A 23,934-nucleotide genomic window follows, 5' to 3' on the forward strand; every position below is an offset into this window, starting at 1 on the left:
GAGTGGGCAAGGTCCTTTTCCGGAAAAAATACCATCTCCAACATGCTGACCGAACTGGTCGGTCACCGCAAGATCATTTCCGTTTCAGGAGTTTCTTTGTGAGCGCAGCCTTTCTATCCCGCGCGCTGCTGTCTGGCTGCGCCCTTGTTGCTCTTTCCGCCTGCCTGCGGGTCGGACCGGAATATCATGAGCCCCATCCCTGGTCTCCGGCACACTATGCCGATCACATGGTAGGTGCCCCTGACAGTGTGACGAGCGAAGCGGAAGCTGCCAGCAAATGGTGGACAGTCTTCAAGGATCCGGAGCTGGTTTCCCTGGAAGACCGTCTGGTTCAGCAGAACCTGTCCTTCCGTCTGGCAACGGCCAATCTGGCACAGAGCCGTGCGCAGCTCATGATGGCGGGGGCCGAGCGCTTTCCCGGATTGAGTGCTTCTGGCTCCTACACACGGAGTCAGTTCAGCACGAAGCAGATGCAGGAAATCATCAATCGTGTGGGCGGCAATATTGCCAAGTCCGACAACGGGCTTTTGGGAGATCAGGGCAGTAGCATTCTCAGTGGTGCAGCCAGTGGGGCCACGATCCCTCTGCTGAACCAGTGGAAGACATCCATTGATGCCAGCTACGAAATCGATCTCTGGGGCCGCGTGGCTCACCAGTACGATGCTGCCAAAGCGGACCTTCAGGCCACGGACGAAGAGCGCCGCTCGGTCCTGATTGCCCAGCAGGCCGATATGGCGCGTGGATACATGACGCTCCGCGGGGACCAGAAGCGCCTGAAGGTCCTTCAGGACAATCTCGGAACGCTGAAGCAGATCGTAGATATTTCCCAGAGCCGCTATCGCAGCGGTCTGGTCACGGAAGTGGATGTCGATTCCGCGCAGGCGCGCCAACATGACACTGAAGCACAGGCTGCTCAGCTTCAGCAGGGTGTGGCGCAGGAAGAAAATGCACTCGCGCTGCTCCTCGGTGCGCCTCCGGGTAGCCTGAATGCCGAACTGAACAAAGATGCAGGCATCCCTGTGGTGCCGCCGGTCGTTCCTGTCGGGTTGCCATCTGAACTGGCGCATCGCCGTCCGGATATCCGGGAAGCTGAAGCCAAACTGCGTGCCTCTGTGGCAGAAGTGGGTGAAGCCACGGCCGATTTCTATCCGAAGATTACCATCAATGCAGACTTCGGATTCCAGACCCTGTCATTCCGTGATCTCGGATTCTGGAATGCGCGGGCATGGAACGTTGGCCCGTCCATTTCCTTGCCGATTTTTCAGGGGGGACGTTTGCGCGGCCAGCTTGAGCTGAAGAAATATGCTCAGAAAGCTGCGGCAATTTCCTATCAGCAGACGGTCATTCAGGCGTGGCATGATGTTGATAACGCGCTGATCGCTTACCGGGATGAGCAGCTCCGTCATCAGGGGCTTGAGCGGGCTGTGAACGACAACCGCAAGGCGCTCCAGTTGGCCCAGAGCCAGTATCGCAGTGGCCTGACGAACTACCTGAACGTGCTGAACGCGCAGGGTCAGCTGCAATCCGCTGAAATGAGTCTTGCTGACAGTGATGCGACTGTCGCGACTAATCTGGCGCGTCTCTACAATGCGCTTGGCGGAGGCTGGGAAGAGGTTGTCCCCGCAGCGCAGGATGTGACCAAGACGAAGCTTGCCTCGGCAACGCCGGGTCCCTGAGACCCGGCGCTATCGCTGGGAGCTGTTTCAGCTCCGAGCGATGGACTGACCTTTGGAGCCGAGGATTTCAAAAGCCTCGCTCATCCGCTCCACGATAGACTTCTCACCCGCACGCAGCCATTTGCGAGGGTCGTAGAAGGACTTCATGGGTTTGTCTGTGGCGGGATCAATCTGGTGCTGGAAAGCGACCGGATGCGTGCTCACATACGAGCCCACGCCATGAGCAAATGCGAACTGGATGTCTGTATCCAGGTTCATCTTGAAGGTCCCGTAGGACACGGCATCCCGGATTTCTTCCAGGCTTGACCCTGATCCACCATGGAAGACCAGCGGGAGGGGCTTCGGCCCGCTTCCTGTGGCTTTCTGTACGGCGTCCTGAGAATTTTTCAGGATTTCTGGTCGAAGCTTGACGTTACCTGGCTTGTAGACGCCATGAACGTTGCCGAAAGACGCGGCGATGGAGACCATGCCAATAGGCGAGAGCAGTTCCCAGGCTCTCAGCACGTCTTCCGGCTGGGTATAGAGATGCGCATTGTCCGCACCTTCTTCCAGATCATGGCCGACGCCATCTTCTTCACCGCCCGTAACGCCAAGCTCGATTTCCAGACCCATGCCCAGCGGGGCGAGGCGCGTCAGAAGTTTCTCGGAAAGGGCCAGGTTGTCATCCAGTGTTTCGGCCGAGAGGTCGAGCATGTGGGATGAAAAAAGCGGGCGGCCTGTGTTTTTGAACTCTGCTTCACTTAGGGAAATCAGGTCTTCCAGCCAGGGAATCAGCTTGCGATCAGCATGATCCGTGTGAAGGATGACGGCGATTCCATACTCTTTGGCCAGCAGATGGACGTGATGAGCCATCGATGCTGCGCCAAGAACGCGGGCGCGATGGGCATCCGGAAGACCCTCGCCTGCGAAGAAGCGCGCGCCACCGTTTGAAACCTGGATGATCACGTCCGAGCCGTTGGCTGCGGCCGCTTCCAGGACGGCGTTGACGCTGTTCGTACCAACGACATTGATGGCTGGAAGGGCGTATCCGCCGTCCCTGCACGCCTGAAGAAGAGTTTGGTAGTCGGCGCCCGTTACGACGCCGGGAGAAACGCTTGTCATGGGAGACTCCGGTCGAGTGCAGGAACCGAGATAGGCTGTTCCTGCGTTTCGTGTATTGTAAGCCAGAAAATGTTTTCCGTCATGAGCGCTAAAGATAAGGGAACAGTTTCAGCCCAGATTTGTTGCTTGTGGTATCTGCCCTGCTGCGATTATGGAAAAGTATGGTGCCAAATCTTTCCGATCCCGATCTTCCCGCCCGTATCCTTGTTGTCGAAGATGACGCAGGAATGCGGACCCTCATTCTGCGCGCATTACAGGGCGGCGGTTTCCGCGCCCGTGGTGTGGCAAGTGGAGATGAGATGTGGGCCGCTCTTGAAGTGGCTCCGGTTGATCTCATCATCCTTGACATCATGTTGCCAGGCACGAACGGCATTGAGCTGTGCCGTGCCCTGCGCAATGGCCAGGGGGCCAGTCATGTTGACGAAACGCCCCCCTCGCAGGTTCCCATCATCATGGTGTCTGCCCGTGGTGAAGAACGCGACCGTGTGACCGGCCTCGAATCCGGTGCGGACGACTATGTGCCGAAGCCTTTCGGCCAGCGCGAGCTTCTGGCCCGCGTTAGGGCAGTGCTCCGTCGTGGAAGCCCAAGTGCGGCACCGGAGAAGGTGCGGCGTGAAAGACTGCAATTCGCAGGCTGGATGCTGGACCTGCGCCGTCGTGAACTGACAGACCCGAGTGGGGCGACTGTCGATATTTCAGGCGCAGAACACGACCTTCTGACCAGCTTCCTCGATAACCCGCAGCGCGTTATTGCACGTGATCGTCTGCTGGAACTGTCACGGACCCGTTTGGGCGATGTGTCTGACCGCAGAATCGATGTTCTGGTCAGCCGCCTGCGTCGCAAGCTTGGTTCCGATGCGGACCAGCTGATTCGTACAGTCCGTGGGCTGGGATATATTTTCGTGGCCGAGGTTGAACGGGTCTGAATATTCAGAATCGGATCCTGTTGTGGCCGCTGGGGCTGGTCGGTCGCGTTTGCGTCGTCCTGACCGTAGCGGTCACGCTGGTCTTTCTGGCCAACGCCGTTTTTTATGGTGAGGCTGAAACCTACATTGTGGATGATGTGCGCATTGCGCAGCTTGGAGAGGCCCTCAGTACAGATCTGAGGGTTCTCGCTGCTGCGCCTGTGACGCAGCGCTCCTTCCTGGCAGTCATGCTGTCAGGAAGTGAACTGAGTGTTGCCTGGCAACCCTCAACGGCTCTGCCGCACCTGCCGGGATATCGCCCTACTGTTCTGAGGGATCTCACGGCACGCTTGATCAAGGATGATCCCATCCTCGCGCAGGCCCAGCTCGATCTTTACACACTGGGAACAGGTACACCCGATGTGCTCGGGTCCGAGCGCCTTCCTGATGGCACATACATTCATTTCCGTGTTCCCGGTCTTCTGGGGCACCACCATTTTACGCGCGGGCTAGCCTCCGCGGCGATTGCGGCAGGTGCTGTTGCGATCGCCGCAACCATGCTGATTCGCGGACTGAGCATGCCCCTGCGGGCTCTGGCTTCTGTGGCGGACAAGATCGGCTCGAACGAAACGTGGGTTCCGCTGGCAGAGCGTGGTCCGCGTGAAGTTCGCGGGGTTGCACGGGCCATCAATGCCATGCAGCGTCGTATCCAGAGCCTGATCAACGACCGAACGCAGGCTCTTGCTGCCGTTTCCCACGATCTCCGCACGCCTCTGACGCGTTTGAGACTCCGGTGCGGATTTCTCAATGATGGGGAAGCGCAGGCCGCCATCGAGTCGGACCTCGATGAGATGGAAGGGATGGTCAACGGTATTCTTGCCTATCTTGCAGGCGCAGATGATCCGGAAAAACCTCGCACCATCAATATTGTCGCCACCCTTGCGACTCTGGTTGACGACCATGCGGATCACGGCAAAGACGCCCGTTATGAAGGGCCGGACCGTGCCCTGGTTCACGTCCGCCCCCTGGCCATCAAACGCGTTCTGTCCAACCTGATTGAAAACGCCCTGAACTACGGGGGAAATGCCCTCGCAACGCTGAGGGTTCAGGAAGACGGCGCCATAGAAATTTCCATTCAGGACAACGGCCCCGGCATTCCAGAGAGCGAATACGAGCGGGTTTTGGCGCCCTTTTATCGCCTCGAGGGATCGCGCTCTCGCCAGACGGGTGGGATTGGGCTCGGCCTGGCCATCGTAACCCGCGAGATTGCCCGGGAAGGGGGCTATCTCAAGCTTGGGCGGGGAGACGCTGAAAAGGGCTATGGAGGTCTGTGTGCGACGATTGTGTTGCCGCCAGCGCGTAAGCCTTCGATTGGTGCCCGTCCTCAGAGCTGACGGGCAAGAAGTGGGACTACGTTGGTCCAGACCCTTGCGCCAGCGGCTGAAGTGGCACATGTCAGGTGCGGACTGGCCATTGAGGACATGATGACGATGTTCATTGAAACCGAAGATACTCCGAATCCCGCCACGCTGAAGTTCCTTCCGGGTCGACCGGTCACGAATGACACGCGCACGGTTGATTTTGGCGAAGCTTCTGCTGCCGAAGGCCGCTCTGAGCTTGCTGAAGCCCTCTTTGCCCTGCCGGACGTCAAGCGCGTCTTCCTGGGAAGTGACTTCGTGTCCATCACCAAAGCGCAGGACGTCAGCTGGGGCGATCTCAAGCCTGTTGTCCTCAGCGCTCTGACGACGTTTTTCGAAAGCGGAAAGCCTGTTCTGGCCGGTGATGACGAAGCGCTGAAATATGATGTTGCGCCGGAAGATGCGGATGTCGTGACGCGTATCCGCGATCTGCTGGACACACGTGTTCGTCCCGCTGTTGCTGGAGACGGTGGTGACATCGCGTTCCGTGGTTATCGGGACGGGATTGTTTACCTTACAATGCAGGGCGCCTGTTCCGGTTGCCCGTCTTCCCGCGCGACGCTGAAGCATGGTGTGGAAAACATGCTCCGTCATTATGTGCCGGAAGTGCAGTCCGTCGAGCAGGTCGAGGACTGATCCATGGATGGCCAGACGTCTCTTCCCGTGACTGACGATCTGGCTTCCGGTCCCGTGCCGGGAGCCGAAGTGCTTTTCACGCAGGCCCGAACACCGCGTGCGTTTTCACCGCGTCCGGTCGGGGAAGATGTTTTGCGTCACCTTTACGATCTGGTGAAGCTTGGCCCCACGTCGGGCAACTGCTCTCCGGGACGCTTTGTGTTTCTGACGACGCAGGATGCTAAAGAACGCCTGCGCCCAGCCCTTTCACCGGGAAATGTCGCTCGCGCCATGGCGGCACCGGTTCTGGCTGTTGTCTGCCATGATCCCCTGTTCTTCGAGGCTTTGCCTCGTCTGGGCGCAGATGAAGGCCTGCGGGACTGGTTTGCGGCAGATGTCGGGCTTTCGGAAGAGACGGCTTTCCGGAACGGTACGCTGGAAGGCGGTTATCTTATTCTGGCGGCACGGATGCTCGGACTGGTAGCCATGCCGATGTCCGGGTTCGATGCGTTCATGGTGGAAGACGCGCTGCTGACAGCCTCGGGCTGGCGGGCGAATTTTCTGGTGGGACTTGGTTACCCTGCTGAAAACGAGCCTCATCCGGACCATGCAGAACCCCGTGCGCCACGTCTCGACTTCGGCGAGGCGTGTCTGTGTCTGTGAGGACCGTTGTTTTTAACGGCGCAGGTGCCGGAACGGGATCGACCAATCTTGTAGCGCTCGTCGAAGACGGTCGTATCGTTGCTGAACAGCATTTGGCGGGGAGGGGTGCTTCCGAGCACTTTGCTCCGGCACTACGGACTGTTCTTGAAGCTGGTGGTTGGTCTGGCTCGCCTGACAGGGTTATTGCTGTAATCGGCCCAGGGTCTTTCACCGGTTTAAGAGCATCACTCTCTCTTGCCGCAGGTCTGGCCGCAGGATGGGGGTGCCCGACGATTGGTGTCACTCTGGGCGCTGCCATTCGGGCTACACTTGGTCAGCCTGATGTAACCTGCGTCAGTGTTGCCAGGCGCGGTCGGTATTTTGTGGATCCGCCGATGGGCGAAGTTTTCGCAGTTTCTGCTGACGATCTCGATGCGTCTGCATTTGATGTTATTGCCGGGGACGCAGTGTCTGAGCGTGAGACGTGGCCTTGTCGTGTTATGGCCTGTGTCGCTCCAGATGCTCTCGGTATTGTCCGTGCCGCTGAGACTCAGTCTTCGGGGCCACTGATGCCTTTGTATGTCGACCCTCCAGAAGCCAAACCGCCCGCTGCCGGACTTCGCCCTCTCCCTCAATGACGCCGTCTCTTCCGGATTTAATATTTCAAGTCACGGGCGTGGAAAGCGCTCCGTTACTGGCGGCGCTTCATGAAGAAGCGTTTGCGGGAGGAGAAGTGTGGGATGCGGACTCCTTCACATCTCTTCTTGGTCTTCCCGGCACAGAAGCTCTGGTTGTTCTTGAAGGAAATGAGCCTGCGGGCTTTATCCTGACCAGAACCGTCATGGATGAAACAGAGGTCCTGACATTAGCTGTTCGACCGTCATTCCGGCGGCTTGGTCTGGGAAAATCTCTGGTTGAGCAAATACTTCCAAAAGGAAAAATATTTCTGGAAGTATCAATAAGTAACAATGCAGCAAAAAAACTTTATGATCGGTGCGGTTTCATAAAGGCCGGCCATCGACGTCGCTATTATCGTGATGGAAGCGATGCTCTGGTTCTGGTCTCTACGCCTTCAGAATGAGTAGGCAGTAAAGATCAGTGTCTTCCTGATGTGGTAAATTTTCTATTATTTTATGCCCAAGTGCTAGTACCGATGCGGTTACATTTTTTCTGGGTTCATCGCCTTTAACGATCACTTTTATTTTTTGACCAGAAGTCATGATGTCAAGGCGCGCGCGGACATATACAGTCGTCATCGGACAAATCTTGCTGCTTACATCAAGAAGAAATGTTTCATATTTTGTCATATTCTGGTTTTTCCTTGTTTTTGCTTGATGGTAATGAGCTTCTACTGATAGAGAATTCGTCGTTTCCGGATGAAGGACTATTACACTATGCCGCATGAGACTGCAGACCTCGATCTGCGCCATCTGACCGCTCAGATCGTTACCGCCTACGTATCCAGCCATGACATCGGAGCCGACGCGCTGCCGGGTCTTATTCGTGCGGTACATGATTCGCTTGCAACGGTTGATGTGCAGGAAGAGGTTCCCGCTGAGAAGCCGGTGCCAGCAGTTCCGCCCCGCAAATCAGTATTCCCTGACTACATCATCTGTCTCGAAGACGGGAAGAAGCTGAAGCTGCTTCGTCGTCACCTCAAGACAGCCTACAACATGACGCCGCAGGAATACCGCGAGCGTTGGGGTCTGCCGCCGGAATATCCGATGGTTGCTCCGAACTACGCAAGCCATCGTTCCTCCCTGGCACGCAAGATCGGCCTCGGCCGTCGTCGCGAAGACTGAGGATGTTTCCCGGCTTCCTGATCTTCATCCGCAGGAAGCCGGTTCTTTTATTTGCATCTCTGATTGGACAAATGGTCCGGTTTTCGGCTAGGCCGCTGATATGGTCGTAGATATGAAAATCGCGGACAGACGCGCTCGCACGCAAGGTCGGAAGCCAGAAGGTTCCGTCGTTGTCGATGATTCTCCCATTGCACGCCTCTGCGTGGAAAATGGTTTGAAGATGACAGGACAGCGTCGGGTCATTGCCCATGTTCTGTCTGAAGCCAGCGACCATCCGGACGTAGAAGAGCTTTATCGGCGCGCATCCGCCATAGACAGCCGTATTTCCGTTGCCACGGTTTATCGGACCGTGCGTCTTCTGGAAGAAAAAGGGATTCTCGAACGCCGTGATTTCGGCGGTGGGCGTGCCCGGTATGAGGCCAGCGACAGTGGCCATCACTATCATCTGATTGATGTGGACAGTGGTCGTGTCATCGAATTTGAAGATGACGAACCTGTCCGTCTGCTTACGCAGATTGCAAAACGTCTCGGATTCGATCTCGTCTCACACCGCATAGAACTCTTCGGTCATCGTCTTGAAAAAGAAACTCCGAAGCAGACTGTTGCCAAGAACAGGAACAAGAGCGGATCATGAGCACCAATCCGGCCGAGGAAAAAACCTCACCGACAGCCCATTCGCTCATCAGTAGTGAAGAAACACTCAAGCAGATGGAGACCCTCTCCACGCTAGCTCTGAACCGCGACGGTGGTTTCCAGGAGCTTCGGGGCGGTTCTCTGGGTGTTCGCATCGCTGTTACCGAAGCTGAGCGAGATGCTGCTCAGGCCCTGCGGTATCGTGTGTTTTTTGAAGAACTTGGCGCACACCCGGACGAACGCGCATTCCGTACAAAGCGGGATGTGGACGAGTTTGACGAGGTTGCCGACCATCTTCTCGTCATCGACCACAGCATTTCTTCTGGTGCAGAAGGCGTCGTCGGAACCTATCGCCTTCTACGTTCCGATGCTGCCGAGAAGATTGGCCGTTTTTATACGGCTTCCGAATACGATATTTCGACCCTGACGGAATTTCCAGGGCGTTTGCTTGAGGTTGGGCGGTCCTGTGTGGCTCGCGAACATCGTGGGCGTTCTGCAATGCAGCTGCTCTGGCGTGGCATTGCATCCTATATCTTTCTTCATCGCATCGACGTGCTGTTCGGTTGCGGAAGCCTTCCGGGCACAGATCCTGATGCGCTCTCCGATCAACTGACCTATCTGCATCATAATCATCTGGCTCCTCCGGCTCTTAGAATTCGGGCACTGCCAGATCGTTATGTGGAAATGCTGCGTACGGACCCGCACACGCTTGATTACCGGGCCTGCCTGAACAAGCTGCCGCCTCTCATCAAAGGATATCTCCGCCTTGGGGGATATGTTGGAGACGGCGCTGTTGTGGACGAGCAGTTCAACACGACGGACGTAGCCGTTCTGGTAAAGAGTGAACTTCTGGCGGACAAATATTACCGCCATTACGAGCGCCGCCTTCGGGACGCTCTGGACTGATTTCCGGCTCGGGCCTCTGTGGCCCGGCCGTTTTTTCTAACGGATAATCATCTTCATGATTTCGACGCTCCCTGTGCGTGGCTGGCGACTTGCCGGCCTGATGGTGCTGGCAGGGGCGTTTTCTGCCCTGTCTCTTCCACCTGTCTGTGCGCTTTTTGTGCTCCCTCTCGGGCTGCTGGTCCTCTATCGCGCCTCTGAGGATGCGGCATCCTGGAAGCAGGCTGCTCTTTGCGGCTTCCTGTTTGGAATGGGATTTCACACGGCAGGCCTGTATTGGCTGACCAATGCCATTCTGACGCGTATCCATCAGTTCTGGTGGGTCATCCCGTTCGCGGCTCCGGGTGTTGCGCTCATTATTGCCCCGTTGATGGCTGTTCCCGCGGTTCTCTGTCGTCTTGTGCCAGCGGGATGGCGGCGTATTCTGATGTTCGCCGGAAGCTGGACAGTCGTTGATATGGCGCGCGTCCTGATTTTTTCAGGCTTCCCCTGGAACCCGCTTGGCAGCGATCTGGAATTGCCGGGTTCGATCGGCAATGCGCTGATCCAGCCCGCGTCCATTCTGGGTGTCGACGGCCTGACTCTTGCACTAGTCCTGGCATCTCTGGCGCTTTTCCGTGGGCGTGTTGCTGTTTTAAGCGTGCTCGTGTGCAGCGTGCTATGGCTCGGTGGCGGATACTGGCGGCTTACCACAGTAACTCCGTTGCCGATCAGTAATCCGCGTGCGGTTCTGGTTCAGGGGAACGTCTCGGAAAATGAAATCATCAACCGGCAGCAAAGCGTCGAAAATTTCCGACGCTACCTTCGCCTGACGGCTCAGGGCACGCAGAAGGCCCGATTGATGGGCGATGACCGGCCTGTGGTTGTCATCTGGCCAGAATCCGGCTTTCCGGGGCTACTCGATGAGGATGAACTGGCCCGACAGGTGATTGCCCACGCAGCCGGTGGTGCTTCGGCAATGATCGGGTCAGATCGTGAAGAAAATGGCCACTGGTACAACAGCCTCGAACTGGTGGATCAGGATGGCAAGATCACATCCATCTATGACAAGAGCCGCCTGGTGCCATTCGGGGAGTACCAGCCCTGGATTATTCCCTTCAACGTGCTTCCAGGAGTTTTGACTCCGGGCCCAGGGCTCAAGACATGGGATCTACCTGATATTGGCCGTGTTGGCCCGATGGTTTGCTACGAGATCATTTTCTCGGGCTCTGTCGTTGCGCGGCATGATCGGCCTGACTGGCTGGTCACAATTTCCAATGATGCCTGGTTTGGCAACAGTGCTGGCCCACGCCAGCATCTTGCCACGGGCCGTCTGCGGGCAGTGGAAGAAGGTCTTCCGGTTGTCTTCGCGAACAACACGGGCATTTCGGCGATTTATGATGCTGTTGGCCGTGAAACGGTTCGTCTGGGCTGGGGACGGGCAGATGTCATTGTGAGTGATATTCCGTCACCCCTCTCACCAACTATATTCTCCCGGTATGGACGCGCCATTCCCCTGTCTCTGTCGATACTGTGCGTCTTGCTCTCGTTCTGGCCAACGGTTCGCCGCAAAAGAGAGCGGGTTGTAATGCGTCAAAAAGGTTAATATTGACAATCTAGGGTTGTTTTATTTACCTTCTCTTGGTCTCAGAGGAGGATCATCATGTCTACGGGTCACGTTAAGGCCGAGCCAAAAAGTGCTTCGGCTGCTGGCCCGGTCGATGTGCATGTCGGAAACCGCATTCGGCTGCGACGCACGCTGATGGGGCTTTCACAGGAAAAGCTTGGAGAGGCGCTGGGGCTGACGTTCCAGCAGATCCAGAAATATGAACGCGGCGCTAATCGTGTAGGGGCGAGCCGTCTTTACGATCTGGCGCGTGTTCTGGATGTGCCGATCGGTTTTTTCTTTGATGATATGCAGGATGCAGCCCCCAAAACGGCACCTGCTCCCATTCAGCCTTCGGTCACGACGGGCTTTGCAGAAACGCAAGCGACTTTCGGCGGTCCGCCCCGTAAAGTGGTTCAACCGCCTCGGCTGTTTGATCTGCCTGCCGATGAGGCGGCGCTGTTCAGCCGTCGTGAAACGGTCGATCTGGTGCGATCCTATTATCGCATTCCAGATCCTTCCGTGCGAAAGCGAATGCTGGATCTTATCCGCAGCCTCGGCCCGGCAGAAGAATAAGCCAGAGCCTATTCGCGGCGCAGGACGCTATCGTTCAGGAAGGACGAAATCTTGCCCGCTTTGAAATCGGCCCGCAGACGGTCTTCATCGTATTCGGTCTGAAGCCAGTCCATGAAGGAAAGACGCCCTTCGGCTTCAGCGCGGTAACGCAGGAAAAATGCGTCCAGGATGCCCGTGCGGGACCGGTTGAAATGTCCGAAGCGCCAGTGCAACTGCCTGAGAGCATCTGTTGCCGTTCCCCCTTCGAACATCACGACCAGCCCCGAAGCCAGTCCTGCGCGGTCAGCGCCTGACTTGCAGTGCATCAGCATTGGAAACTGAAGAGTCTGATACATGGCATAAAAGCGTAGGATGCGATCCTTGTGGGGCGCGCCCCGGCTTTCAAATGCCATATCCAGATGCGTCAGACCCAGCTTTTCACTCGTGCTGCGGGACAGGGCATCGGACCCGCATTTGCGATGTCCGCGCAGATTTACGAGCGTCTTGAGGTGAAGCTTCTTCGTCAGTCTGCGCAGACGTGACGGTGTTGGGTGGTTGCAGCGCCATACTTTGCCAGGAACGACTTCCGAAAGATTTGTCCAGCCGAGGCGGAAGATGGAGTGGTCCACAAAGAGACTGTCCCACCATGCCCGTCGCAGCGTGGCGGCAGAAGTAATCCGGCCTTCAAACATCAAAAAACGTCCTCGACTGTGGGGCATGAAGCAGCTTCAGGCAGCGCTGTGTCCCATTTGAGATGGGGATGCGTCAACCGCAAGGAAATGGTAATGTCAGCTTATGCGGTGGCTTTCTCTTTCCCTGATGGTGTCCTGCCTGTCCCTGACGGGATGTGGTGTTGGTTCAATGTTTGACGGACCGGCTGCGGATATGACCGCGCTGCCCCCGCCGGGAGCTGCGCCGGATAGAGCTACTCATCGTCGGCCTCATGCCAGTGGCATGTCTTATGCGGACGATGCGCCCGTTATGCCGATGCCGCCTGGGGGAATGAGCGAGGAAAACCGTCCCCGGGAAAGTAGCGCTCCGTCCTCGGAAGGAATGACCTTTGGGACGAGCGGTGTAGGTGGCAATACAGCCGACATCACCCCGCGCCCTGCCGTGCCGGATACGGAAGTGTCATACGGGAAGAATAGCGGAAATTAAGGACAGCGAGGCCGTCTGACGGTCCGGTCTTCATGATTGCGTAACTATTGGCGTGGTAGGGCGAAAGCGTCCTCACCAGTGGGCCGAGTTGACGTCTTGGAGACCAGAAATGACCGAGCAGGTCGCGGCAGATATGAAAGAGCGCCTTACCTTTTTGGGGATTGGAGCCAGTGAGCAGGCCCTGATAGCGCGAATTGGCCAACAAGTCCGCCGGATTTTGCCTCCCGCGCTTGACCGGTTTTATTGCCGTGTGGACGAGACCCCAGCGCTTGCACGTTTTTTCTCAAGCTCTGCCCATCAGAATTCAGCCCGCACACAGCAGGAAATGCACTGGAGCCGTATTCTCGAGGGCGATTTTGGCCCCGACTATGTCCAGAGTACACGGGCGATCGGGAATACTCACGCCCGGATTGGCTTGGACCCACAGTGGTATATCGGCAGTTATGGGCTACTGGTCGAAGGTATTGTCGCCGGCGTTATTCAAGATGCTTGGCCAAAGCAGAAACAAGGCTTTCTTGGCAGGCTGTTCGGTAAGCGCCCATCAGGTCTAACCAGTCATGATGTTGCTGCGCGGGTAGGCGTTTTGGTGAAGGCCGCGTTTCTGGATATGGAGCTTGGCCTTCAGACATACACATTGAATCTGGATGGGCAGGAGCGTTCGCGCGCCGAGAAGGAGCGCACTGAAAGTTTGTCAGCACTTTCAGAAGCTCTTGCAGATTCGCTGGACCGCATGGCCGAGGGAGATCTTGTACAGGATATTGACCCGGAGCTCGCCAGTCAGGCGGCACGGATGAGCGGAGCCTTCCAGCGTGCCTGTAATGGGCTAGGGCGAATTGTGCAGGGCGTACGCTCTACGTCGGGCGTGGTGGAGCATCGCGCCCGAACACTCAGCAGTTCGTCCGAAGACATCGCGTGTCGTATCGCGGAGCAGGTCGACGCATTGGGCACAGTATCGCGCAACATCACTCAACTGACGACGTCCGTAAAGGAAGTGGCTGAAGAGGCGCGGCAGGCGGATGAAACGGTTGAAGCCTGCTGTCAGGAGACAGGGCAAAGTACGGAAGTTGTTGCTCGGACAGTTGAAGCGATGGCCAAAATTTCGGAATCATCCACGCGGATTGTTCAGATTATTGGCGTTATCGATGAAATCGCCTTCCAGACAAATCTTCTGGCTTTAAACGCAGGCGTAGAGGCTGCGCATGCCGGGGATGCCGGGCGAGGTTTTGCCGTTGTCGCTCAGGAAATACGCGCACTTTCCCAGAGATCCAAGACTGCAGCTTGCGAGATCAAGGAGCTGATCAGCAGCAGTATGGAAGACGTGGAGCGTGGCGTGAAGATGGTCGATGAGACAGGCGCTGCACTCGGTAACATCAGTGCATCTGTGAATCGGCTGGGAGAAGCAGTGGGGCAGATTGCTTCAGGTGCGGAAGCTCAGGCGCAGCGGATTATGGATATCAATACCAGCACCACACAGCTTGAAGCTGTGACCAAAACCAACGCCGCGATCGTAAGGCAGATGAGCAACTCCAGTCAGGAGTTGGTTGGGGATGCTGCTCAGCTGATGAAGATCGTCATGAACTTCAAGGTTCAGAACGATCTTCCAGCACAGCATCAGCTCTGAAGAAAATCTTCGGTCAGAGCGAACGAGCTTCTTCCGGCAACATGATGGGAATGCCGTCCCGGATTGGGAATGCCAGCTTTGCGCGCGGGCTGATCAGTTCCTGCGTGTCACGGTCATAGGTGAGCGGCCCTTTGGTGAGGGGACAGACCAGAAGAGACAGGAGGCGAGGGTCAAGTTCAGTATTCATGGTCATTCCATGCCTTTTGCCAGAAGATCCAGCAAGACCCCGGCGCGGTCATCCAGCGTGCTTGCCTCAAGAAGGGCCTGTTTTTGCTCAGAGCTGAACGGAACAAGCATCGGCAGGATGACGAGCAGCATGTCATCATCCAGTTCATCAAGCAAAGACCAGTCGGTCTGGAGCTGATGTGCTGTCAGATAGCTTTTCAGACGGCTTAACAAGCGTGCCCGATTGATCGGGGAGGGGTCGCTTTCCAGCAGATCCGAGAAGAAAGGGGAGGCGTCGATGGTGCCTTCCCTCCAGCCGCGCTGCGTCAAGCCTTCCATCAGCAATCTGAAGCGCGTGATGCCCAGAAGCGTGATGGAGAACGTGCCGTCAGAATATTCCGTAAAGCTGGTAATTCTGCCCAGTGTCCCGATGTTATGCAGGACCGGTAGAGGATCGGATTCGTCTTCTTCCTGAGGCTGGATCATCCCGATAAGGCGACGCCCCGCAAGCGCGTCTTCCAGCAAGGCGACATAGCGGGGTTCAAAGACCGTCAGAGGAAGATGCCCGCCAGGCAGGATCATGGCCCCGGAAAGTGGAAAAAGCCCGACCCGCGGTGGAATGTCCGCAAGGGTGAGGTCCGCAAGAGCTGGAACCCTGCGCGGGATATCATTCAGATCCAGAAAGGTGTCGGGCGTTTTCGTCATGGGATTACGAGAACAAGAGAGAAGAGAGCTTGCGACGCGCAGCAAGCGTTACAGGGTCCGTGTGGCCCCATGCTTCGAAGAAACGAAGCAACTCGGTTTTGGCAGCACCTTCGTTCCAGTCACGGTCCTGACGGATAATTCCCAGCAGAACATCCGCAGCATCAGCGCGATTTCCCGCAGCATTGAGTGCCCCAGCCAGTTTGAGCTGGATATCAAAGTCAGTCGGTGAGGCGGCGGCCTGCTGTTTGAGAGTATCCAGTTCGGAAACTGCCGCTGCACCTTCTATTTTGAGGGCGAGTGCCGCACGTGCTCCCGTAATCTCAGGATGGTTATTAAGCTTGGCAGGGATCTGGCTGGACGCTTCTTCTGCGCCCTCTAGTTCATCGAGAGCCAGAAGCGCGCGGAGCATCCCGCCCCATGCTTCAGGGTTTTCAGGTTCTGCATCCAGAACCTGTGCGTAGAGGCCGACAGCTTCCGCAGCTTGATTGTCTGCCAGAGCTGTCTTGGCTGCTGCCAGAATATCTGCTGCGGGCATCGTGCCGCCAGAAGCTTTCAAAAGCGATTCGACAAAATGACGAATTTCACTTTCTGGCTGTGCACCCTGGAAAAGATCCAGAACCTGGCCCTTCCAGAACGCGACCACAACGGGAATGGATTGAAGCGGAAGCCCCATCTGAGCCAGTTGAGCCGCGAGGGACTTGTTGGCCTCTACATCGACCTTGACCAGACGAACCCGTCCGTTGGCAGCATGGACGATCTTCTCCAGAACGGGCGTCAGCTGTTTGCAGGGGCCGCACCACGGGGCCCAGAAATCCACCAGAACCGGGATCTGCTGGCTGGCCTCAACAACGTCCGCCATGAACGTCGTCTGATCTGCTTCGACGATGTATGCGGCCTGGCCTGAAGACGGGGACTGGCCAATCAGATGTTCGTCAAAAGTGCTGCTCATGGAATGGAAGCCATCCTGCTGGGAAAATCTAGTTCCGTTGAAGATCGGGCCTGATGGCTCTGTGTGCAAGGGCGCTTTCGCGGGAATGCTTTTCATCTCGCCACGAGATCATGGCGCTTTCTTCACAAGAAACGGTGCAGATTGAAAAATTGACTGAGAGGTCCATTTTCTCTCTTGCATGTCCCTGAAAGTTCAGTAATAACACCGCCCACGGAACGCGGGTGTAGCTCAGGGGTAGAGCACAACCTTGCCAAGGTTGGGGTCGTGGGTTCGAATCCCATCACCCGCTCCAGTTTGAAAAAGACGCCTTAGGGCGTCTTTTTTCGTTTCTGGCTCATAAATCTTTCCTGATCAGGAAAATGCTTTTCCACTCGTCTTTCCTCTTGCGGATATTGCAAGTTTCCGCCATAAGCCGCCTCACGGAATGCGGGTGTAGCTCAGGGGTAGAGCACAACCTTGCCAAGGTTGGGGTCGTGGGTTCGAATCCCATCACCCGCTCCAGTTTGAAAAAGGCGCCTTAAGGCGCCTTTTTTCGTTTCTGGAGCCTGCAGTGCCTCAAGGTGGCGTTCTGTTACGATAAAAGTCGCATGGTTGCAGAAAACGCAGCGATGATCAGGGCATTGTCCAGCCCCGAACAGAGTGATGCGCCTTCGTGGAAAATCCTGATCCATCCTGTCCGGTCATTGCCATTATCGGAAGTGGCGCCAGTGGAACGCTTCTGGCCTGGTATCTGCGCAAAGCAGGCTGCGCTGCGAGACTGATTGTTGTTGGAGATGCGCCAGAGCCGGGTCGAGGGCTGGCATACGGCACTCCCTGTCTCACACACTATCTGAATGTCTGTGCGTCCGGGATGAGCGCAGTTGTGGATGACCCATCGCACTTTCTGGTGTGGGTACGAGACCATCATGATCCAGAGATCAGCGCTTCAGATTTTGTGCCCAGAGCAATTTATGGGCGCTATCTCCAAAGTCTGTGGACAGAGGCTGCGTCAGAATACCATCAGGGCCATGTTCTTGCCTGCGACAAGGCGTATCAGGGGTGGAGTCTTACACTCGCTGACGGGGCCTGTATTGCCGCGTCCTATGTCGTTCTCGCGACTGGAAATTTTTCGCCCGTCGTGTTGGCAGACCCGCGGCGTTTAGTGCCCGGATACTCTCCTTCAGCGTGGCAGGATGATCTTTATACCCGCATTGGCCTTGATGATGACGTTGCTCTGATTGGAACCGGGCTGACAGCCGTTGATGTTCTGGTTCGTTTGAGACAGCAGGGGCACAGAGGCCAGATTACCGCTATTTCCCGGCATGGATGGTATCCGACCTCACATGCAGAGGCGCCTGCGGCGGGGGTCGATGATGTGTGGTTCGCCACGTCCCCGAGTGCGAGAGCTTATCTTGCTTTATTCCGGGAATGTCTGCGCAAAGGTATTTCCTGGAGGAGTATGGTCAATGCTCTGCGTGCCCATACGAACGCACTCTGGGGTCGACTGCCAGTAGAAGAAAAACGCCGCTTTGCGCGCCACCTTCAGCGGCGATGGGACATCGTGCGGCATCGAATGGCGCCAGCACTTCGATCAGTGCTCGATCAGGAAACTAGAGCAGGGACTTTGAAAACCCTAAAAGGGCGCGTGGAGCAGGTCTTCGCAGTTTCAGGCGGGGTGCGTCTTAGCATTCAGGGAGCAGAACGGCTTCGTTGTCTCGACGTAGATCACGCGGTGAACTGTACGGGCCCAAGTCGTGATTATCGGACAGTCGGCTCAGCTTTGTTAACAGGATTGATCGAGACAGGGTCGGCAACACAAACCCCATTGGGTGGCCTGGTGTGTGATGACAGCGGCGCTTTGCAGGATGCCTCGGGCAGATGGAGTACGAGCCTGTATGCCATTGGCCCGATGCGCTGGGGGACAGTCTTCGAAACAACAGCCATACCCGAAATTCGCCAGCAGGCTGCTGAACTGGCTTATCATCTGGCTGCTCAGGTGCAGTCCTCGTCTTTCCAAAACAGTCCGGCCGACGAGGTCTGAGTACCAAAAGCGGCCAGTCACGATATCTGACTGGCCGCTGGGAAAGGTTAGAAGAACTGGATGTGGCTCTTGAAGCCGAGCATTGCCGCGTTATGCAGTGCAGCCTGGCCGCCGGGACGGAAGTAGTACTGGAAGTCCGGTGCGAAGGTGACGCCACGCATCACGTGGATACGGTAGTTCGCTTCAAGAACTTCGCCATAGTTCTGGATCCCGTAAGATCCGTTCATGAGTGACATCCCACGAGCAAGCTGAAGGCGCTGAGTATCGGACACGCTGCCTGCAACACGAACGTAGGTGAAGTTCACACCAATGCCGTCCAGCGGGCGAGCCTTCCAGAAGCCACTGTCCACAAACCCGATTTCATACTGCTGGGCACGTGTCTGGGTGCGGGGGCTGTTGGCGTAGAAGCCGCCCAGCACGACAAGGCCTGCGTCCGGATTTCCGGGTGTATGATGGCGCCAGACCATCTGATCCGCCAGGAACCAGGCTGCCCAGGAGTAATTGACCGTGCGCTGCGCCAGACCTGAGATGACATACGGGTTCCCGTTGACATCATAGTAGTTGTCTTTGTGCGGTGCATTGTCGATGGCGTAGCCAACCTTGTAGTGACCCGGCAGGTGGTCCTTGCCCACCAGCGGCTCCCAGCCAGCTTCCACGGGTACAGCTTCGCCATTGATGTCTGCGCCGTTGAGCTTGAAGCCCGTCCGGTACTGAACATTGTTGTAGATGCCTGCCTGCGCGAAATACACGCCGGTCTGGATGTATGTGCTTTTTGTTGGGCGAACGCGGATACGGGCCGCCCACACGGCATCTGGGTAGGACGAATGGGTGGTGTTGTCAGACGATGCCTTCGGGTTACCGCAGAAGGCATTGTTCTGGAAGTTGCAGTACAGCGGGTTAGCGGAGAAGTCGTTCAGGAACGGAATACGTCCGGCAGCGACGTCAAAGTGACCGTTTCCAAGCGTCTCCTCACCATAAGCATAGACAAGGTGCACGACCACGTTGCCGCCTGCTCCATAGATTTCGGAGCTGGGGTTCAGGTTGTCACCGAACATGCGGCTGGCAGGAATACCATAACGGCCGACAACGACGGCATGGGTTGAGAAGCCGCGGATACCAGCGAGCTTTTCCCAGTCGATATCGTTCTCAAGGCTGTACTGGCCTGCGTTGCTGCTACCCTGACGAAGCCCATAACCCGGGGTCGGCTTGGTGATGGCGCCCGTGTATTCGTTGGTGTTGTCCATCATGATCGCGATGCCGCGGTCACGAAGCCACTTGTTCCAGCCAAACGGGTTGGTCAGCAAGGCCTCAGGCTTGGGGAGCGGGGGGACCTGCTCCTTGTCGAACGACATGATTGTAAGCGGGGTGTTAACGCGAACACTCGGGTTTTCCGAGTTCTGGTCTGGCCAGTCCATAACCGTGATGGGCGCGAGAACGCGCACGGTCGTAACCTTGTCGCCAGCCTTTGACTGAACGACGGTCGTGACAGGTGCGGGAGCCTTGGTCGCGCCTTCAGCGGCGGCGATGGCGGGCGTAAAACAAACCGCACAGGCTGCGGCATAGAGATGCAGGCGAGACAAGTCTCTTATCCTCGGGTATCAGGTTGCGAGATCTTCGTAACACTTTTTCCGGGATAAAGAACAGAGATTATGAGATAAATTTCTAAAAAATCACGTTCATATGATATAGGCTCCGTTTTTCAGGAAAAAACAAAGCCTATACCAAGCGATGTAAACTATAATCCGTATAAAACGGATCACAACATCGTATTATTTGGCTGCTGCGAGTGCTGCCTCGATGACTTTACCAGCCTCTTCCTTGCCAGCCCAGCCTGTTACCTTAACCCATTTGTTGGGTTCAAGATCCTTGTAGCGCTCAAAAAAGTGCTCAATCGCCTTGCGTGTGATCTCTGGCAGGTCGTCGATGGACTTCACGTCCGTGAACTGCGGGTGGATCTTGTCGTGCGGGACGCAGATGATTTTCTCATCCTGGCCGCTCTCATCTTCCATCTTCAGCATGCCGATCGGACGTGCACGGATCACGGCACCAGGAACGACGGCTGCCGGAGCCAGAACGAGGGCATCAGCCGGGTCACCGTCAGCAGCGAGGGTGCCGGGAATGAAGCCGTAAGCTGCCGGATAGGCCATCGGCGTGAACAGGAAACGGTCCACGAAGATCGCGCCGCTATCCTTGTCCACTTCGTACTTGACCTGAGAGCCCTGCGGGATCTCGATAACTACATTAATGTCGTTCGGCACGTCTTTGCCGGGCGAGATCTTGGAAACGTCCATGATGTTCACGTCCTGAACTGGTTTTAAGACGGCGGAACCTTAGCTGTCCTGCGCCTTTCTGCCCAGAGCGGAAGCAAAAACATGATGGGGAGCTAATGCGCTGATCGCCGGATTAGGGCGCTCGCCAGATCGCCAGAAACGCAAAACGCTCCAGCACAAGGCTGGAGCGTTCGTAGAAGCCGATAAACTCGGAAAGTCAGGGTCAGAGAAGCGGCTGTGCGGCCTTCAGTGCGTTGTGGCAGGCTGCGCGACGGTCATCTTCGTTGGTGTAGGCCACCAGATAATAGCGCTTGCCGTTGCTGTTGAAGAAGCCAGCGGTGCCAAGAGCATAGTCTTCATTGCCAACCGTCTGTTCGGTGGCCTTGTACTTTTCGCTCAGGCCATAGAGAGCCGGGTTGCCTTCATCATAAGAGAGATACTGCAGTTCGACGCAGTAGTTCATGATGCCTGCAAGATTGGCAGGAGAGACGCCCGTGAAATCTTTGCCAGGCGTGCCCTGAACGGCAGCAGGAGGCGGTGGCGACTGTTCCTGGGCCATAGCAGCCGTGGACATCACGCCGAGGCCAAGAGCTAGGCCGAGAGCGGGCACGATACGACGAAACATGACGGTATCCTTTCTGAAGACCCTGTCTTCCCGCGGCACTCCGCGGTTGAAACGGAACATTTCCCCCCTTTTCGTGAAAAGAAAAGTCTATTTCAGAACATTTCTTCGTGAGCACTCACACGGGAGGGTCGAGATAGGGGCTCTTTGTGTCAAAGAATATCTTGTTGGTGTTCAGTTCCGTTGCAATGACGTCCAGAGCCGTCAGGGCAGCGATCAGCACAAAGCGCTGACGAGGGCGCGATTCGGTTGTCTCGCAGTCTCGCAGTCTCTGAATGGCAAGGAGCGTGGCGCGCAGTGTTCGCCCATAATGCCCGTGATAACGCCCACTGAAATGGCTCATCCGTGCCAGAACCAGCTCAAGAGCCTGATGCGCGCGGGGATTGAGAGACGCATCATGGTTGATAGCGCGAAGTCGGAGCAGGTTCAGCATGACACGCATCGCGGAAAGAATCCCCGCCAGATAGGCGTGAACGACAGGAGACGGTGTATTCCCTGAGTTGGTCATCAACCGGACGAAGCGGTCCACGTTGCGTGAGACCACTGTATCAAGTGTGGCGTTCGTTTTCCCTTCGGCAATGTGATGCAGGTCCTGAAGGATGTGTTCTCGCATGGTCCAGCGTTGGTGCGCCGGGTCATAAGGCAGGAAAACACGGTACATCCATGATGTGTACAGCAGGCCCAGAACGAGTGGCATGGCCGTATTGAAATAGACGATTTCATCCGTTCGGCCCTGATTGGACGGGCCTAGAAGGATGGGCAGGAACAGGTTGTAAGAGACGGCCGGAAGCGTCAGTGGCGGATAGGCAAAGGCCAGCCCGCCCAGCATCATGGCAACGCCAGACCACATTCCGAGCATTTCGAATGTTGTGGGTTTTCCCAGCAAAAGCAGATCGAGTACACCGCCAGCCAAAACGGCGCAGCAGGCGCCATGCAAAAAGGCCTGTGTCGCGAGGGCGGGGCGCTCCAGCGTAGAGAACAGGCTGCATGCAATCGCGACAAACATGATGAATGTCAGGCCGCTGGGCCACGCTGTTGCAATCCAGATTACACCCGCCCCAAAGACAGTCACCGATGAGCGGAGGCTGTTAACGATGGCCTGGCGCCAGTCCCGATAGGAGCGGATAGGCTCATGGAAATGATCGTGAGGCTGAGGATTGCGGCTGGCTTCGAACTGCCGCAGAGCCATTCTCAACGCATCAATCAGTTCGACCAGAGACTGCTGCAACATGCCGTGGCGAAGCATGGCAGCGCGGTCTTCTGCTTTGGGAAGAACAGTATCGAAATCTTCTACGACCCGGCGTCGGCAGTCCCGTCTGATGTCTCGCAGGTCGCTCAAAATTGCGTCCATGCTCTCGGTGCTCTCCAGCCTCGCGGGCAAGGCGAGAAACATGTGCTGGATCGTTTTGGCCTGTTCGAGGAACGCGTCATCCTGACTGAGGGGAAGACGCATCAGCGTGGCAAGGTCCATGGCCCGCGCCAGGAGAACAGCGATGTTCGCCAGCGCGGCGCGCGTATGATCGCCCGCATGATCCTGTCGTCCCAGCTCGACCTCAGCGAATTCAACCTGATCCCCCAAAGTGGTGATGCGGGTGAAGACAGATTGCATGGTTTCCAGAGCATCAGTCTTGCCCGCAAGGATGTCTGCGATGGTCGAAAGTGCTGGCTTTAAAGTGTCTTCAAATGTGCTGGTAAGTTGTTGGCGCGTTCGTTTCGTGAGGCCGAGCTGGAACAGTCCGGAAATCGATGCTTCCAGAACAATGCCCAGCACAATGTATGTGGCGCGCGAACTGGCAATTTCGAAAATGTGGTGCGGGTCCGCGATCCCATCGAGGGAGACAATGGCGTAGGTGAAGCCCGTCGCCCGCATACCGTGAATACGGTAATTGGTCATGGAAGCCGGCCCTGGCATGAACGTGCCAATCAGGCAGAACAGCCCGATGCCTGCGGCCAGAAGCAGAATGAACATCAAGGGCGCCTGAGGGCAGACCGCGACGAGGATCACGCCGCAGATCACGCCCAGCACCATGCCGAACAGATGCCACTTCGCCTTTGCCAGACTGCGCCCACGTGTGCCCTGCGCGACCATCCAGACGGTCAGGGCTGCCCATTGAGGGCTGCCAAGCTCCATCTTCAGGGCAATCCCCAGCGCGAGCAGGGACGTCAGAGTAGTTCGGAGAGCGTAGCCGGCCATGACCGGGTCCGGGCTGTAGAGCCAGCGGAATTTTTGCAGAAAAGCTGTCGCGCTTGCCTGCATCACTGAATGTGCGGCGTTGTAATGTGTTTCAATGAGCGTCCAGCCACGTCTTCCCCCAGAATAATGAAAACCGGTAGGTGCCTTCTCGAAACGGCGGCAATGGCCTTCTGAGGCCAGTCGGGGACGGGAGGCGTTTTGACACATAATGCAAAAAAAGACATTTCACCATGTCAGCCCTTGCAAAAATGCGTCAGGTGAGCGATTTCGTGCAGCTACCGCGCGCCTGTAGCTCAATTGGTTAGAGCCGGCCGCTCATAACGGCTTGGTTGGGGGTTCGAGTCCCTCCGGGCGCACGGTGTTCTATTTTGTCTGGCGAGCCTGTCTGCCGCCGC

The 23,934-nt window shown here is 56.7% G+C and carries 25 protein-coding genes and 3 tRNA genes; 18 read left to right on the forward strand and 10 right to left on the reverse strand.

Annotated features, from left to right (window positions below; translation table 11 throughout):
* Window positions 1–98 precede the first annotated feature (98 nt).
* Window positions 99–1,676: an efflux transporter outer membrane subunit gene (locus GCE01_RS05895; RefSeq protein ID WP_099211642.1), complete on the forward strand. Its 1,578-nt coding sequence runs from the start codon at window positions 99–101 to the stop codon at window positions 1,674–1,676.
* 27 nt (window positions 1,677–1,703) lie between these two features.
* Here the strand turns inward: GCE01_RS05895 and fbaA are convergent, their stop codons facing one another.
* Window positions 1,704–2,777, reverse strand: a complete 1,074-nt coding sequence (gene fbaA / locus GCE01_RS05900; RefSeq protein ID WP_099211644.1) for a class II fructose-bisphosphate aldolase — start codon at window positions 2,775–2,777, stop codon at window positions 1,704–1,706.
* Window positions 2,778–2,938: 161 nt separating this feature from the next.
* Between fbaA and GCE01_RS05905 the strand changes: the two genes are divergently transcribed.
* The 6 genes from GCE01_RS05905 (at window position 2,939) to GCE01_RS05930 (ending at window position 7,438) form a co-directional block, all read left to right on the forward strand.
* Window positions 2,939–3,703 (forward strand): response regulator, encoded by a 765-nt coding sequence (locus GCE01_RS05905; protein ID WP_099211646.1) that lies wholly within the window; start codon window positions 2,939–2,941, stop codon window positions 3,701–3,703.
* A 20-nt stretch (window positions 3,704–3,723) separates the two neighbouring features.
* Window positions 3,724–5,076 (forward strand): ATP-binding protein, encoded by a 1,353-nt coding sequence (locus GCE01_RS05910; RefSeq protein WP_046900660.1) that lies wholly within the window; start codon window positions 3,724–3,726, stop codon window positions 5,074–5,076.
* A gap of 96 nt (window positions 5,077–5,172) precedes the next feature.
* Complete coding sequence (locus GCE01_RS05915; protein WP_046900986.1) at window positions 5,173–5,736, forward strand: NifU family protein; 564 nt, start codon at window positions 5,173–5,175, stop codon at window positions 5,734–5,736.
* Between the two features lie 3 nt (window positions 5,737–5,739).
* Window positions 5,740–6,378 (forward strand): malonic semialdehyde reductase, encoded by a 639-nt coding sequence (locus GCE01_RS05920; RefSeq protein ID WP_099211647.1) that lies wholly within the window; start codon window positions 5,740–5,742, stop codon window positions 6,376–6,378.
* Entirely contained in the window at window positions 6,369–6,995 is a 627-nt protein-coding gene (gene tsaB / locus GCE01_RS05925) for a tRNA (adenosine(37)-N6)-threonylcarbamoyltransferase complex dimerization subunit type 1 TsaB (protein WP_167386123.1), read from the forward strand. The genes GCE01_RS05920 and tsaB overlap by 10 nt, the downstream gene beginning before the upstream one ends.
* Window positions 6,992–7,438 carry a GNAT family N-acetyltransferase gene (locus GCE01_RS05930; protein ID WP_099211651.1) on the forward strand — a complete coding sequence of 149 codons (447 nt, stop codon included), beginning with the start codon at window positions 6,992–6,994 and terminating at the stop codon, window positions 7,436–7,438. The genes tsaB and GCE01_RS05930 overlap by 4 nt, the downstream gene beginning before the upstream one ends.
* Here GCE01_RS05930 and GCE01_RS05935 read toward each other — a convergent pair.
* Window positions 7,422–7,664, reverse strand: a complete 243-nt coding sequence (locus GCE01_RS05935; RefSeq protein ID WP_099211653.1) for a sulfurtransferase TusA family protein — start codon at window positions 7,662–7,664, stop codon at window positions 7,422–7,424. The genes GCE01_RS05930 and GCE01_RS05935 overlap by 17 nt on opposite strands.
* Before the next feature lie 87 nt (window positions 7,665–7,751).
* Between GCE01_RS05935 and GCE01_RS05940 the strand changes: the two genes are divergently transcribed.
* From GCE01_RS05940 to GCE01_RS05960, 5 genes are all read left to right on the forward strand, one after another.
* On the forward strand, window positions 7,752–8,159 hold the full coding sequence (locus tag GCE01_RS05940) for a MucR family transcriptional regulator (RefSeq protein WP_046900664.1): 408 nt from the start codon (window positions 7,752–7,754) through the stop codon (window positions 8,157–8,159).
* 100 nt (window positions 8,160–8,259) lie between these two features.
* A complete protein-coding gene (locus GCE01_RS05945) occupies window positions 8,260–8,793 on the forward strand; it encodes a Fur family transcriptional regulator (RefSeq protein ID WP_052750032.1) in 534 nt (177 codons plus the stop codon).
* Window positions 8,794–8,867: 74 nt separating this feature from the next.
* Entirely contained in the window at window positions 8,868–9,698 is an 831-nt protein-coding gene (locus GCE01_RS05950; protein WP_174694812.1) for a GNAT family N-acetyltransferase, read from the forward strand.
* Window positions 9,699–9,753: 55 nt separating this feature from the next.
* Window positions 9,754–11,280 (forward strand): apolipoprotein N-acyltransferase, encoded by a 1,527-nt coding sequence (lnt, locus tag GCE01_RS05955; RefSeq protein ID WP_244591104.1) that lies wholly within the window; start codon window positions 9,754–9,756, stop codon window positions 11,278–11,280.
* Window positions 11,281–11,337: 57 nt separating this feature from the next.
* A complete protein-coding gene (locus tag GCE01_RS05960; RefSeq protein ID WP_099211657.1) occupies window positions 11,338–11,856 on the forward strand; it encodes a helix-turn-helix domain-containing protein in 519 nt (172 codons plus the stop codon).
* Window positions 11,857–11,864: 8 nt separating this feature from the next.
* On the opposite strand, the gene GCE01_RS05965 is transcribed toward GCE01_RS05960, so the two are convergent.
* Window positions 11,865–12,527: a protein-tyrosine phosphatase family protein gene (locus GCE01_RS05965; RefSeq protein WP_099211659.1), complete on the reverse strand. Its 663-nt coding sequence runs from the start codon at window positions 12,525–12,527 to the stop codon at window positions 11,865–11,867.
* A gap of 103 nt (window positions 12,528–12,630) precedes the next feature.
* Here GCE01_RS05965 and GCE01_RS05970 point away from each other — a divergent pair, with 103 nt between their 5' ends.
* Window positions 12,631–12,993, forward strand: coding sequence for a hypothetical protein (locus GCE01_RS05970; protein WP_046900668.1), 363 nt, complete (start codon window positions 12,631–12,633; stop codon window positions 12,991–12,993).
* Between the two features lie 109 nt (window positions 12,994–13,102).
* On the forward strand, window positions 13,103–14,614 hold the full coding sequence (locus GCE01_RS05975; RefSeq protein WP_099211661.1) for a globin-coupled sensor protein: 1,512 nt from the start codon (window positions 13,103–13,105) through the stop codon (window positions 14,612–14,614).
* 13 nt (window positions 14,615–14,627) lie between these two features.
* Here the strand turns inward: GCE01_RS05975 and GCE01_RS05980 are convergent, their stop codons facing one another.
* Genes GCE01_RS05980 through GCE01_RS05990 form a run of 3 tightly spaced genes read right to left on the reverse strand, consistent with a single transcriptional unit; the run spans window position 14,628 to window position 16,433 of the window.
* On the reverse strand, window positions 14,628–14,807 hold the full coding sequence (locus tag GCE01_RS05980; protein ID WP_046900670.1) for a Trm112 family protein: 180 nt from the start codon (window positions 14,805–14,807) through the stop codon (window positions 14,628–14,630).
* Window positions 14,804–15,484 (reverse strand): LON peptidase substrate-binding domain-containing protein, encoded by a 681-nt coding sequence (locus tag GCE01_RS05985; RefSeq protein ID WP_046900671.1) that lies wholly within the window; start codon window positions 15,482–15,484, stop codon window positions 14,804–14,806. The genes GCE01_RS05980 and GCE01_RS05985 overlap by 4 nt, the downstream gene beginning before the upstream one ends.
* 4 nt (window positions 15,485–15,488) lie before the next feature.
* Complete coding sequence (locus GCE01_RS05990; RefSeq protein WP_099211663.1) at window positions 15,489–16,433, reverse strand: thioredoxin family protein; 945 nt, start codon at window positions 16,431–16,433, stop codon at window positions 15,489–15,491.
* Between the two features lie 217 nt (window positions 16,434–16,650).
* Here GCE01_RS05990 and GCE01_RS05995 point away from each other — a divergent pair.
* The 3 genes from GCE01_RS05995 to GCE01_RS06005 all read left to right on the forward strand — a co-directional run bounded on the left by GCE01_RS05995 (window position 16,651) and on the right by GCE01_RS06005 (window position 18,453).
* A tRNA-Gly gene (locus GCE01_RS05995) sits at window positions 16,651–16,725 on the forward strand.
* A gap of 134 nt (window positions 16,726–16,859) precedes the next feature.
* Window positions 16,860–16,934: transfer RNA gene (locus tag GCE01_RS06000), tRNA-Gly, on the forward strand.
* Window positions 16,935–17,085: 151 nt separating this feature from the next.
* The gene (locus GCE01_RS06005) at window positions 17,086–18,453 is read left to right on the forward strand and encodes an FAD/NAD(P)-binding protein (RefSeq protein ID WP_145995777.1); all 1,368 of its coding nucleotides are present in this window, start codon (window positions 17,086–17,088) and stop codon (window positions 18,451–18,453) included.
* Between the two features lie 47 nt (window positions 18,454–18,500).
* On the opposite strand, the gene GCE01_RS06010 is transcribed toward GCE01_RS06005, so the two are convergent.
* The 4 genes from GCE01_RS06010 to GCE01_RS06025 form a co-directional block, all read right to left on the reverse strand.
* Window positions 18,501–20,033, reverse strand: coding sequence for a carbohydrate porin (locus GCE01_RS06010; RefSeq protein ID WP_086633471.1), 1,533 nt, complete (start codon window positions 20,031–20,033; stop codon window positions 18,501–18,503).
* 189 nt (window positions 20,034–20,222) lie between these two features.
* The gene (gene ppa / locus GCE01_RS06015) at window positions 20,223–20,744 is read right to left on the reverse strand and encodes an inorganic diphosphatase (RefSeq protein ID WP_046900674.1); all 522 of its coding nucleotides are present in this window, start codon (window positions 20,742–20,744) and stop codon (window positions 20,223–20,225) included.
* Window positions 20,745–20,946: 202 nt separating this feature from the next.
* Window positions 20,947–21,348, reverse strand: coding sequence for a hypothetical protein (locus GCE01_RS06020; RefSeq protein ID WP_046900991.1), 402 nt, complete (start codon window positions 21,346–21,348; stop codon window positions 20,947–20,949).
* Between the two features lie 115 nt (window positions 21,349–21,463).
* Entirely contained in the window at window positions 21,464–23,602 is a 2,139-nt protein-coding gene (locus tag GCE01_RS06025) for an FUSC family protein (protein ID WP_064274792.1), read from the reverse strand.
* A gap of 219 nt (window positions 23,603–23,821) precedes the next feature.
* On the opposite strand from GCE01_RS06025, the gene GCE01_RS06030 reads away from it, so the two are divergent.
* Window positions 23,822–23,895 (forward strand) — tRNA-Ile (locus tag GCE01_RS06030).
* Window positions 23,896–23,934: the final 39 nt, after the last annotated feature.

Origin of the sequence: Gluconobacter cerinus (assembly GCF_002723935.1) — a bacterium.
GTDB classification, from domain to species: domain Bacteria; phylum Pseudomonadota; class Alphaproteobacteria; order Acetobacterales; family Acetobacteraceae; genus Gluconobacter; species Gluconobacter cerinus.